The organism is Enterococcus sp. AZ103 (assembly GCF_051714685.1).
GTDB classification, from domain to species: Bacteria; Bacillota; Bacilli; order Lactobacillales; family Enterococcaceae; genus Enterococcus_A; species Enterococcus_A alishanensis.
The window spans coordinates 604,905-617,642 of the sequence record NZ_JBIOSI010000001.1 but is presented as its reverse complement, the minus strand read 5'-3'; the positions used below and the strand labels follow the sequence as shown (position 1 = coordinate 617,642).

The 12,738-nt window shown below is 34.4% G+C and carries 11 protein-coding genes; 5 read left to right on the top strand and 6 right to left on the bottom strand.

The window, feature by feature from the left end:
• Positions 1 to 34 precede the first annotated feature (34 nt).
• On the top strand, positions 35 to 1,147 hold the full coding sequence (locus tag ID741_RS03180) for a hypothetical protein (RefSeq protein ID WP_438719010.1): 1,113 nt from the start codon (positions 35 to 37) through the stop codon (positions 1,145 to 1,147).
• 503 nt (positions 1,148 to 1,650) lie between these two features.
• On the opposite strand, the gene ID741_RS03175 is transcribed toward ID741_RS03180, so the two are convergent.
• The 4 genes from ID741_RS03175 to ID741_RS03160 form a co-directional block, all read right to left on the bottom strand.
• Complete coding sequence (locus ID741_RS03175; protein ID WP_438719009.1) at positions 1,651 to 3,894, bottom strand: ATP-binding cassette domain-containing protein; 2,244 nt, start codon at positions 3,892 to 3,894, stop codon at positions 1,651 to 1,653.
• A 161-nt stretch (positions 3,895 to 4,055) separates the two neighbouring features.
• Positions 4,056 to 4,754 carry a class A sortase gene (locus tag ID741_RS03170; RefSeq protein ID WP_438720439.1) on the bottom strand — a complete coding sequence of 233 codons (699 nt, stop codon included), beginning with the start codon at positions 4,752 to 4,754 and terminating at the stop codon, positions 4,056 to 4,058.
• A gap of 827 nt (positions 4,755 to 5,581) precedes the next feature.
• A complete protein-coding gene (locus ID741_RS03165; protein ID WP_438719008.1) occupies positions 5,582 to 5,803 on the bottom strand; it encodes a hypothetical protein in 222 nt (73 codons plus the stop codon).
• A gap of 173 nt (positions 5,804 to 5,976) precedes the next feature.
• On the bottom strand, positions 5,977 to 6,993 hold the full coding sequence (locus ID741_RS03160) for a CAP domain-containing protein (protein ID WP_438719007.1): 1,017 nt from the start codon (positions 6,991 to 6,993) through the stop codon (positions 5,977 to 5,979).
• 176 nt (positions 6,994 to 7,169) lie between these two features.
• On the opposite strand from ID741_RS03160, the gene ID741_RS03155 reads away from it, so the two are divergent.
• Positions 7,170 to 7,493, top strand: a complete 324-nt coding sequence (locus ID741_RS03155) for a helix-turn-helix domain-containing protein (protein WP_438719006.1) — start codon at positions 7,170 to 7,172, stop codon at positions 7,491 to 7,493.
• A gap of 151 nt (positions 7,494 to 7,644) precedes the next feature.
• On the opposite strand, the gene guaA is transcribed toward ID741_RS03155, so the two are convergent.
• Together guaA and coaA are read right to left on the bottom strand one after the other, a co-directional pair.
• Positions 7,645 to 9,210 (bottom strand): glutamine-hydrolyzing GMP synthase, encoded by a 1,566-nt coding sequence (guaA, locus tag ID741_RS03150; RefSeq protein WP_438719005.1) that lies wholly within the window; start codon positions 9,208 to 9,210, stop codon positions 7,645 to 7,647.
• Positions 9,211 to 9,270: 60 nt separating this feature from the next.
• Entirely contained in the window at positions 9,271 to 10,191 is a 921-nt protein-coding gene (coaA, locus tag ID741_RS03145; protein ID WP_218327044.1) for a type I pantothenate kinase, read from the bottom strand.
• Between the two features lie 148 nt (positions 10,192 to 10,339).
• Between coaA and ID741_RS03140 the strand changes: the two genes are divergently transcribed.
• The 3 genes from ID741_RS03140 (at position 10,340) to ID741_RS03130 (ending at position 12,631) form a co-directional block, all read left to right on the top strand.
• Positions 10,340 to 10,912, top strand: coding sequence for an SGNH/GDSL hydrolase family protein (locus tag ID741_RS03140; RefSeq protein WP_438719004.1), 573 nt, complete (start codon positions 10,340 to 10,342; stop codon positions 10,910 to 10,912).
• A gap of 7 nt (positions 10,913 to 10,919) precedes the next feature.
• Positions 10,920 to 11,519 carry a class I SAM-dependent methyltransferase gene (locus ID741_RS03135; RefSeq protein ID WP_438719003.1) on the top strand — a complete coding sequence of 200 codons (600 nt, stop codon included), beginning with the start codon at positions 10,920 to 10,922 and terminating at the stop codon, positions 11,517 to 11,519.
• Positions 11,520 to 11,614: 95 nt separating this feature from the next.
• Positions 11,615 to 12,631 carry a LacI family DNA-binding transcriptional regulator gene (locus tag ID741_RS03130; protein ID WP_218327041.1) on the top strand — a complete coding sequence of 339 codons (1,017 nt, stop codon included), beginning with the start codon at positions 11,615 to 11,617 and terminating at the stop codon, positions 12,629 to 12,631.
• The last annotated feature ends 107 nt before the right edge of the window (positions 12,632 to 12,738 follow it).

Genomic DNA, 12,738 nt, shown 5'->3' with positions numbered 1-12,738 from the left:
ATTTCACATGCCAATTGGAATGGAGATTATAAATATGAAGGAAACAGAGTTTAATCAGATCTATAAACAAGTGTACAGATATGGGGTTCAATCCTTTTGGTACTTTCCTACCGTTTCATTTGTCTGTTTTCTTATGGGGTTGTTTGGATTATGTTATGTAATCACTAGTTTTTTATTTACTTCAATTAGATACTTGAATGGTCAACAATTACTTATTCTATATGAAGTGTCTATTCTTCTTTTAGCCCCTTTTTTATGTTATTTAGTCAGACGGTTTTTAATAAAAAGAAGAAGTAACCGCTATGAAAATCAACTAAGTCAGTTGCTTATAGATGAGCAGTTAGGGCATACAGAACTCAAAAAAATTATTGAGAAAGTAAGCGTTCAATTAAGTAAAGAAGAAGATCAAATAAAGATGTTTACTATATTAATTAATTTAGGATTTATATTTAGTATGGTTTGTTTATTCGGGTTATTCCCTTATATGATAAAATCTGTAGGTATTTCTGCTTTACTATTTATTTTTTTGGGTCTCATATTGAACTATTTTTTTGATGTTCAACTAATCAAGGTATTAAAAAACACCTCCACTAAAAAAATACATTTATTGTCATTTGTTCAATCAGAATTTTCTTATATGGACACTACTTTATTACCGCTGGGGGAACATAAAAAAATATCAATTGATTCCATAGGGGGCTCTTTAGAATTAACTAGTAGTACAGCTAAATCACCTCTTGAAAGAATCTGGGACTTTATAGGGAGCGAGCCGGTAACAGATTTAGAAGAGTCAAAGAACACAGATGGTTCAATGATTAGTGAAGGATACCTTGAGGGGGTCTCTCTTCCTGATGAGACGACAGCTATCTACGGTATCGATCCTTCAGAACAATTATTTGATCTCTTTGAAGAGACAGAAACCCAGGAAAAGAATGATCCATCTTTAGAGGTAGATACAGACGATTCAATAGCCGTTATTGATAATCAAATAAATGTTTTGGACGAGCTATTCGATATAGACGATTCCTTAATTAATGAAATGTATATGGAAGATCTTTCCCATCTAGATGAAACAACTACCTCTGATGAACCTATTTCTCCAGAACAATTATCCGAAATTCTTAAAAATGCAAAATTAGAAAAGTAATTAATTTTATAGCAGAGCAGTTTGCTTTCTAAATTTTAGTATGAATCCGAAGACTTTGTCTATAAGGAAATGGCGCCCTTTTGGATGTTGTGGAAGAGAAGAAATGAAGCAGGATTGCTTTTTAACGGAAAGGATAGGATATTAATACCGCATACGAAATTCTTTCAATTACAACAACTGCACTTAGAGATTACTTCTTTCTGCGCTTTTCTTTTTGCATTATTCAAAACTTCATGAACTGATTAAAAAGTAATGATACCTATCTGCTTTCCTTAATTAAATTTACAAAAGAAGCTAACCAAATCATTGATGGACTTGTTCCTTTGATTAATGCGATTTACGTAAATAAACAGAAAAGAGCAGACCCAGGTGGGTCTGCTTTTAATATTCAAAGTTATGTTAAGTATATCACTATTACTAAAATAAATATTCTTTATAGTCGACAGGCTATTTTAAACAAAATAAACTTGGATTAGTGGGCATTAGATTTTTTGAGTCATTTTTTACATATAAACACCTGTAATCTTGTCATTCGAACCGGCTAATTTTAATGGAGTACCTTCAAATATTAATGCACCACCTTTGGTACCGCCTTCGGGACCTAGCTCAATTATCCAATCTGCCTGCTTAATAACATCTAGATGATGCTCCAATAAAACGACAGTATTACCTTTTTCAACTAATCGATTGAATAATTCCATTAAGTATTCAATATCTTTTAAATGTAGTCCATCCGTAGGCTCATCTAGTAAATAAAAAGCCCCTTTTTTGTGTAACTGATTAGCTAGCTTTAATCGTTGTAGCTCACCTCCGGAAAGGGTAGTCAGAGATTGATGCAGTCTTAAGTACCCTAAGCCAACTTCAATAAGTGTTTGTAGATCTGATTCAAATGAAGCATCTTGAAAGAAAGTACAGCTTTCCATAACTGTCATATCTAAAATATCTACAATAGTTTTTTTTCGATAAGTGTAGTTCAATACCTCGGATTTGTATCGTGAACCTTTACAGACTTCACAAGTAGTGACAACATCATCCATAAAAGCCATATTTGATGTAACAACCCCTTTTCCTTTACAATGGGGACAGGCTCCTTGAGAATTATAACTGAACAAAGTTGAGCTAACATTGTTTGCATTCGCGAATAATTGACGAATTTTACCAAAAATATCCAGATAAGTTAATGGAGTCGATCGTAAGTTAATGCCTATACTCTTCTGTGATATAGCAACTACTTCTAATTGTTTATCAATCGCAGTTTTGCGTATTATTTCCCCCAATGATGATTTACCTGAACCAGCTACACCACATAAAACAGTCAAAGTTTGTAAAGGAATGCTTGTTGAAAATCCTCTTAAATTATGTTCCTTTGCACTGTTGACTACTAAATAATCTTTTGCTCTACGTGGTTTTGTTTTTAAAGCAACCTTGGTTCTTAGTGCCACACTTGTAGCTGTATCTTGTTTTACAAACTCAGTATAAGGTCCAGCAAACTGAATTTGCCCACCGAATTCTCCTGCCCCAGGCCCTACATCAATGATGTAATCAGCAATTTCAATTAATTGCGGATTATGTTCTACTAAAACAATCGTGTTTCCTTTATCTCTTAAAGTACCTAAGGCCAGCTTAATTCGATCAATATCTTTTGGATGTAAACCTGCACTTGGTTCATCTAAAACATATAACACATCATTCAATGCATTAGTAATATATTTTGCAATACGAATTCGTTGAGCCTCTCCTCCAGATAAACTCCCCGTTGAGCGATCCAGTGTTAAATAACTTAATCCCAGATTATTAAGCGATCTTAAACGGCTAATTATTTCTACTTTAATTTCTTTGGCTAATTCATCCTGAATCGAATTTAGGAAATCAATTAAAGTTTCTAAGGGAAAACTAACCGTATCAGCAATATTTTTACCGTTTATTTTACAGCTTCTAACTTTTTCATTAACCCGACTGCCATGACATGCAGGACAGAATTTAGTTGTAACAAAAGAATCAATCTTTTTTTTATGCCGTTTAGCATCATCTTTGTGCAAAATACTACGATTCATTCTAGGAATAATACCCTCGTATAAAGCTGTTTTTGGCCAGCGGCTAGGCGGACTTTTTAGTTTTTGCTGAGGTGCATATAATAATAGCTCCAGTTCTTCTGGTGTATAGTCCTTAATCTTTTTGTTTAAATCGAATAAACCACTGTATGCATACCGTTTCCAACGCCAAGCATCAAAGCCAAATGTTGGAAAATCAATTGGACTCTCGTTTAACGACTTATTGAAATCAATCAACTTGTGGATATCCATTTCTGTTACATAACCTAATCCATCACATTTAGGACATTTACCATCTGGATGATTAAATGAAAAGGAATCTGAATATCCAATAAATGGTTTTCCAACCCTAGAAAATAATAATCGCAAAAAAGTATAAATTTCTGTGTATGTTCCAACGGTGGAACGAGAATTCGCTGATAATTTTTTTTGCTCTATAGGAATTGCTACCGGCAAATTGTCAATTCTTTCAACAGTTGGCCGACCATATTTAGGCAACATGTGTTGAATATAACTAGAAAAAGTATCATTCAATTCTCTTCGCGATTCTGCAGCTAATGTATCAAAAACTAAAGAAGACTTTCCCGATCCAGATACACCGGTTACTACAGTCAGTTTATGTTTAGGGATCTTTACCGATATATTCTTTAAATTATTTTGTGTAGCGTTGACAATGTGAATAAAATTATTGTTCATTATTTTCCTCCAATATAAAGAAATTCATTCACTGAAATTTAATAAAATATTCTCATACTTTTATTAATCATGGAGTAAACTTCAATTGCTTTTTAATGCTCTATGCATATAATACACCGGATAGTTAAATTTTTACTTAGTATAATGTGATTTATATAATTTTAACAGGTCTTTTCTTCCAAGTTAAAAGCATTGACCATGCTTTTATTAGCATTTGATACAGGAACTATTTGTTGTAGCTCTCCTTGAACTATTACTCTGTTTACTCCGCTAACATTTCCACATGTAACTAAAGTAACGAGTGACTTATCGGGTACTTCATCTAGCCATTGAACTGCTGTCGGATCAACTTTTTCTTTTGAAGTGACTTTGTATTCATGAATATTTTCTAAGTCAGTCAAGTAGACAGTTACGCCCAAACTAACTTTTCCTAGAGATGAAAATAATAAGTCATCCTCATAAGCATGGTGACTTGCTAATCCATAGTTACCCACTCCCATTTGTTGATCTTCTTTGGTCGTGCCTGCACCCCACAGCAATGCTTCGTTGGATAATCCCTTAAATATGGGTAAATTGATAGCTACGCTAGGTATCGCTACTCCACCAATAACTGGTAAACGTTTGTTAGATAATTTAGCTCTTAATACAGCTTCACTAATAATAGGTTGCACTCCATCAAAATCAAATGTTTCTTTCTTATTTTGATTCTCATGTATTTCTTTTTTTGTTACATTGGAAACTTGATAATTTTCACTTGTTTGACTAATGATAAGATTTTTTATCTGGTTATTAAAAATTAAAGCTAATCCAATTCTTAAATGGTTTTCTAATTTTGACTCAGTATTTAATAAATAGATCAGTGCATGTCTTGCTTCTGAAGTACCTTCTCTACCTAGTAAAATATCCACAAGTCCGTGAAGATATTCGATATTGAAGTAGTCTATAGTTTGACCTAATCTAGGAAGAAACAACTGATGGATTAGTTGGATACAGTAATTTAATTCGGTCGAGTAATCTGAACGCCCCAGTAACTGATTTGACAGGGTACTTAAAACAGCTTGATAGGAATTTTGACTCTTGTTTAAATTTTTATTATATTGACTATAAATTATTTTGCTCAGTTCCATTGGAATAAGTGTATTGGTTTTTAAATAAGTTACTTCTGTATCTAATATACTATTAATTTTGCCGAATTGTTTATTTTCAAGTAAGCTAACTATGTCACTGCCAATAGAGTTAATTAAATCATAAGTGATATCCTTTTTTGCGTAGGAGATGGCAGATACTGACACGTTGAGAAAGTCTGCTAGTTCTTTGTTGCTAAATTTAAACCAATGATCTAAAATTATACTTTTATTACGCCGTTCAGTATATTCACCATTTTGTATAAAATGAATTAATTTGTTGAAAACTATTAATTCAGGCATTGCTACCTCTTCAAATTCGATGGTTTGAACATATACAAGGTAAATATTATAAATTTTATCAATCATATAGTATTCACATCCTTTGAAAAAAAGTGACTATTAATTTTCACGTATTTTGAAAAAAATGATATTTATTTGTCATTAGGCTACTATTTTTTTAAAAAGAGAGCTTTAATTTAAATCCTCAACAAATCTATTTTTAAAATAATCTGTAGTATGAATTTAATTTATTATATAAATTCACTGTTTCTAATTTTTCGTTATTTAATTTTTTTCAACAACTTGTTTTCTTCATCTAATTTCATTAATTGATATTCTAAATCTTTATTTTTGGTCTTCAACTCTCTACATTCAAGAATTTTCTCAATAGCATATTTTGAACGTTTTGTTATTGTCTCTAAATGTTTAATCTCCCTTTCTAAAAAAAGTTTTATAAGGTAATCCGCCCCTTTTTTAGCAATTTCTTCTTTGATTGAGTTCATAATGGTCCCTCCTAAATTTATTTTTTGAAAAAGAAGTTTATATCACAAACGATATGTTGCTTTGTTAATTCTGCTTCAGAAGTATCCATAGACTTTGAAGATAGTCTTTTTTGTAATACAAACGTAAGGAATGGTCTCATGACCATTCCTTACGTTTGTTAAATTTAATTCAATTATTCTGTAACTTCGGGTGTTTCAGAAACATAGTCTTTGTTATACCCAGTAATTAGTACAACATAAGTATTCCAATAATTAGTACCGTCCTTTAATACTTTTACACCAATTGTACCGTCATTAGCATTACCGTTAATCATGTTTTTGTTATGACCATCGCTTGACTTCCAACCTTCAAATACTTTTGTTGCGTATTCATCAGGAGTAGCTGTACGAACTTCATAAGGAAAAGTAAAGATATTCTCACCTGTAAATGCACCTGATGATTTATAATCCATACTTTCATTTACAAAAGTATTAACACGCATTCCATCAGGTCTAACATGGTCATATCGTTCAGTTAAATCATTTGCACGAATATTTCCACAACCTTGTAGTAATGAAGAGGTTTGTAATTGTTGCTTACCTAATTCAGCACGATAAGCATTGATTTTTTGAAATACTAATTTAGAAATTTCAGTTTGTAAACCAATATCAGAAATTCCTGAACCTTCATTGTCATCAATACTTGTATCATCCTTAGGTACACCGTACCAACCTACACCTTCACCACGCCAACCAACACGTTCTAGGTTTTGCTTTTCAGCTAAGCTAGTTGTGTAATTGTGAGTTCCTGACCAAGCGTTTGGATTGTATGAACGGTAAACTTGAACTGATTTGTTAAAGTCTGAATACCATCCGATACCTTCATCACGCCAACCTTTAGATACTAAATAGTTTTTCTCATTTGCATCTAAAGTGTAATGGTGGTCACCGGCGTTTGGATTATAAACTCGGTATACGACATCACCTCTGTCTGGTGCGTACCAACCAACGCCTTCGCTTTTCCAACCTTCTTTTACAAGCATGTTTCGCTCGCTCAAGTTATCAGTATAGAAATGTTCTCCTGAATTTGGATTGTATACACGAAACATAGTTTGTGCGGCATCTGACTCGGTAGAATGTAAAGTCATGCCAAGTGCGATAGCACCTAACAGAAAAGCTGATTGACCTATTAATTTTTTGTTTTTTAACATAGTTGTTACCCCCCATAGAACTAAGAAATGAGATATCTATTTACTTTTATCTAATGCATATATTTTAGCATCTAATTATCTACAAGTGAATATATATAAATAAATAAATACAATTGTCTATATAAAGGAGGATGGGTTTGCAATTAAAATGAAGACGTGGGTTTGGAGGTGAGGTTGTGAGTGATATAGCTGATGACTTTGGTAATAGAATTCGTGAGCTACGGTTAAGAAAGAATTTAACTCAGCAAGAATTAGCTGAAAAAAGTGAGCTTAGTCTACCTTTTATTAACTTAATAGAAAATAATAAGCGTAAAGTATCTTTGGATACATTAATTAAGTTGCTAGAAACTTTAGAAATTTCTTTAAGCGACTTTTTTCTACCTTATTCGCAGGGAAATGATGAAAAACTTTCCTTATTCTTGGAACTATTACAAAAGTCTGAAGATAGGGTACAATTGTTAGAAGTATTTACACAACTGCTCGTAATTTCAAAAAAATAAAAAGAGTTTGTCAAGTTGTCACTGACAAACTCTTTTTATTTTGGAGACATTTTTGGAGACAGTTCAAGTTGTTTAAGACAATATGAACTATCTCTAAAAAATTGAAAATAGCATTATATCACAGTTTTTTTGTTCATCCCATCTAGTTCTTCTATTCCCACTCCACAGTTGCTGGTGGCTTACTCGTAATATCGTACACAATCCGGTTCACGTGATCGACTTCATTAACGATTCGTACGGAAATTTTTTGTAAGACGTCCCAAGGGATTCTTGCAAAGTCAGCTGTCATCCCATCGATTGAAGTGACCGCACGGATACCGATGGTGTAATCATACGTACGGCCGTCTCCCATAACACCTACAGAACGAATGCCTGGTAAGACAGTAAAGTATTGCCAAATGTCACGGTCAAGTCCAGCTTTAGCAATTTCTTCTCGTAAAATCCAATCTGATTCACGAACGATTTCTAGTTTTTCTTCAGTTAAATCACCGATTACTCGAATACCTAAGCCTGGACCAGGGAAAGGTTGGCGCCAAACGATTTCGTCAGGCATGCCAAGTTGTGTTCCTAGCTCGCGGACTTCATCTTTGAACAAAGTATTTAAAGGCTCGATTAATTCAAATTGCATATCTTCTGGTAATCCACCAACGTTATGATGAGATTTAATGGTTTGGGCAGTTTCAGTCCCAGATTCAATGACATCGGTATAAAGAGTTCCTTGTGCTAAGAAGCCAACGCCATCTTTAGCTAATTTTGTTGCTTCATCATCAAACACATAAACAAATTCGTTACCGATAATTTTACGCTTAGTTTCTGGATCAGAAACACCTGCAAGTTTGTCCATAAAGCGTTTTTTCGCGTCGACTTTAATGATGTTTAAGCCGAATTTTCCGCCTAGACTTTCCATTACTTGGTCGCCTTCATTTTTACGTAATAAACCATGGTCAACGAAAATAGAAGTTAATTGATCACCGATGGCTTTTTGTAAAAGAACACCGACAACACTTGAATCAACGCCGCCAGATAAGCCTAATAAGACTTTTTTATCGCCGACTTGTTCACGGATTTTTGCGATTTGCATGTCGATAAAGTTATCCATACTCCAGTCGCCTTTACAGTGACAAACGTCAAAAGCAAAATGGCGTAATAATTCATTTCCATATTCTGAATGACGAACTTCAGCGTGGTATTGGATACCATAAAAGTTGCGTTTAGTATCTTGAATTGAAGCGATTGGGCAATCAATAGAAGTTGCGACTGTCTCAAATCCAGTTGGGACTTCTGTGACTAAATCACCGTGGCTCATCCAAACAGTTTGTTCTTTTGGTGTGCCGGCAAACAAAATAGCTTCTTGGTCTAATACTTCTAAAGTTGCTTTTCCGTATTCACGGTTTTTAGCGGGTTCAACTTTTCCACCTAATTGATAAGTAATCAGTTGCATGCCGTAACAAATACCTAAAACAGGAATGCCTAGTTCAAAGATTTCTGGATCAATTGAAAAAGCTCCTTCGTCATAAACACTATTAGGACCACCAGATAAGATGATACCTTTAGGATTCATAGCTTTGACTTCAGCTGCAGTAATCCGATGGCTTAGTAGTTCAGAAAAAACGCCAAATTCACGGATGCGGCGCGTAATCAATTGGTTATATTGGCTACCGTAATCTAGTACAATAATTTTTTCAACGTCTGTCATTTCTGCGGAAACGTTCGTCACAGTTATTACCTCTATTCTTTCATTATTTTATCTAAAAAAGCAGATGCTCTTTTGCAAAGTTTAGTACTTCCGAATAAAAATCTCATCAATATTATGATGAATCGTCTTATGGAGAATCACGTCTGCTCGACCACGTGTCGGTAGGATGTATTCCATCAGATTTTTCAAATTGACATTTTGCCAAACACCTTCAGCCATAGCTAAGGCTTCTTTGCGGTCACCAATCGCATATTCATAATAGTAATTGGTAGGGTCTTGAAAAGCTGTATCCAACAAGGATTCAAAGCGTTCCAAATACCATTTTTCAATTAATGAAGGTTTTGCATCTACAAAAATTGAAAAATCAAAAAAGTCACTAACATAGATCTGTTGGTTAGCTGGCAATTGTAAAGTATTGATCCCTTCAACAATTAAAATGTCCGGTTGGTCGATGATTTCCACTTCGTCTTCAATAATGTCATAGACGTTATGGGAATATTTCGGAATTTCGATATTCTTTTCGCCAGATTTGACTGCATTCAAGAAATCAATTAGTTTTTCCATATCATAGCTTTCAGGAAATCCTTTACGATCCATGATGCCTTTTTTCTCCAGCTCTGCATTAGGATACAAGAAGCCATCAGTTGTAATCAACTGAACAGAACTGTGGGGAAATAGTCGGTCTAACAAAGTTTGCAGCAAGCGTGCTGTTGTACTTTTTCCGACGGCTACACTACCGGCAATCCCAATAATAAATGGTGGAACTTTTACGTAACGATGTAAAAATAAACCTTTACTTAAAGTCAACGACTCGAAATCTTTCATGTATAGATGAATCAGATGACATAAAGGAATGTACACATCCGCTACATCTTGCATAGAAATCCGGTCATTTAAACTTTTAATACTATCTAGTTCTTCTTGTGTTAAGGGCGTGTCGCCAGAATAAAAATCTTGCCATTTTTCACGGGGAATTTGATAGTAATTACCTTTTCCATTCATTTGCTTCTCCTAACTTCGAATACTGGGCTTATTTTATCATAAAACGCCGAACTTTGCCGACTGATTCAGAAAAAATACTGAGAGAGTCGACGCTTTGATTTTTTTCATTTCATGGTATCATTAAAGTAAATTTCTAGGAGGCGTAACGATGAAAAAGATTGTGTTATTCGGTGACAGTTTGGCAGCAGGCTATTATGAAGGTGCCAGTACCAATATGCTAGACGAAATTACTATTAAAGAATTAACTGGCATGGGCTTTCCTGGCTATCAAATCGTTAATTTAAGTGTTCCAGGAGAAACTTCAGCAGAAGGTTTGAATCGAGTAGATCAAGCAGTGGCAGAAAACCCAGATTTTGTTGCTATCATGTTGGGTTCAAATGATTCATTAAATCAAAGTGCCACGCCTGAAGAATATGCTAAGACGATGAAACAAATTATTGGAAAATTTCCAGCAGAAAAAGTTATTGTACTTTCACCAAGTTATGTCGATGAGCAAGTTTGTGCCGATGGCAATAATCAACGACAACAAGAATATGTTGCTGCGCTTAAAGAGGCTGCTGGAGAAATGGGTGTGAATATGATTGATTTATATCATCATATGACTGTTTATCCGGTGCCAACTGAATTTTTAGGTAGTGATGGCTTGCATCCATCAGAAGAAGGCTATGATTTTATCGGTGCCTTAATTGCCCGTGATATAAAAAATAAATTATTAGGATAAAAATTTTATGACAAATCATTATTATTCAGAAAATCCCGAAACAGAGCATCAATTAAAGTATTGGTCATTTCCATTATTAGGAAAAGAATTTCAATTTGTAACGGATAGTGGTGTTTTTTCCCGCGAAACTGTCGATTTTGGTTCACGTTTATTGATTGAATCTTTTGATGCTAACGAGTTACCAGCAGGTACTATTTTAGATGTTGGTTGCGGTTATGGTCCAATCGGTTTAGCTTTGGTCTATGATACAAAACTTCCAGTAGAAATGATTGATGTAAATAATCGAGCAGTCGAACTAGCAAAACAAAATGCTGAAAAAAATCAACTGACTGCAGATATTCATCAATCCAATATCTATGCCGATTTACACCAAAAAGAATATGCTGCAATTATTAGCAATCCACCAATTCGTGCCGGAAAAAAAGTAGTCCACGAAATTTTAAGCGGGGCCTTTGATTTATTAAAACCGCAAGGCAGCTTGACTATTGTGATTCAAAAAAAACAAGGGGCGCCTAGCGCCAAAAATAAAATGGCTGAAGTATTTGGAAATGTCGAAACAATTGCTAAAGATAAGGGTTATTTTATTTTAAAAAGTATCAAGGAATGAGGGTAGCTTAGCTGCCCTTATTTTTGTGTAAAAAAAGGCTTTCAAATCGTAGATAGCTTTGCTAAACTGATGACGAAAAGCAAAGGAGGTCCTCTATGAAAATCACAATTAAAAAAATTGCTGAATTGGCAGGCGTCTCTGTCACCACTGTTTCGCAAATTTTAAATAATAAAGGTAATCGCTTTAGCGAGAAGACACGCCGGAAAGTTTTGGATATCGTTGAAGAATATGATTACAAACCCGATTTTTTTGCGGCTAATTTAATTAACCGTCATTCTAAGACAATTGGCATGATTGTTCCAGATGTGACTGACTTTTTTTTCTCGAAAGTGATTGAAGGGGTGGAAAGTTATTTAAATCCTTTAGGATACATGATCATTTTGTGCAATTCCCGTCATGATCGTGAACAAGAAAGATTGTTATTGAACGAATTATCTCATCGTTCGGTGGACGGTATTTTAATTGCAACGCCGCATAAATTGTCACCGGAGCAAGCTTTAGATAGTGAATTTTATCGTAATCATCCAGTGGTTTTAATTGACCGTGGTTTTAATGACCGTGATTGGGGACAACTGTTGGTGGAAGAATATGCCGGAGCACAAGAAGTGGTTCGTATGTTAGTTAAACAAGGACATCGCCATATCGGTATGCTAAAAGAAAATGAAGGCTATTACCAGCTTTCTGAACGGGAAAATGCATATAAGCAAGTTATTTTTGAAAATCAATTACCCTTCAAGAAAAGTTATGTTGCGACAGGTAATTTAACTATTGAAGGTGGTTATCACGCTGCCAGAGAAGTTTTAAAAAATAAAGAAATTACTGCTATTTTTTGCGGCAATGATGAAATGGCGATTGGTGCTTATCAAGCAATTTATGAAGCTGGTTTGAAAATTCCTGAAGATATTTCAGTGGTTGGTTTCGATGGATTAGAAATTAGTGAATATATGGTTCCACCTTTGACAACGGTTTTTCAACCAAGTTTCGAAATTGGTTTTTCAGCTGCAAAGTTTTTAGTAGATGCGATTAATTTCCCTTCACAGCGAATTCCGAATAAAATCTTTCGAACTAAATTAATTATTCGTGAGAGTGTAAAAAAATTAGATGAGGCTTGACAAATCACCTAGCCCTCTATACAATAACGTTGTTAGCGTTTTCCGAAAGCGCTTTGTTCTTTAGTAAACTGTTTTACTAAAGTGGTTTACCTTTTGCGTTTTTGTTG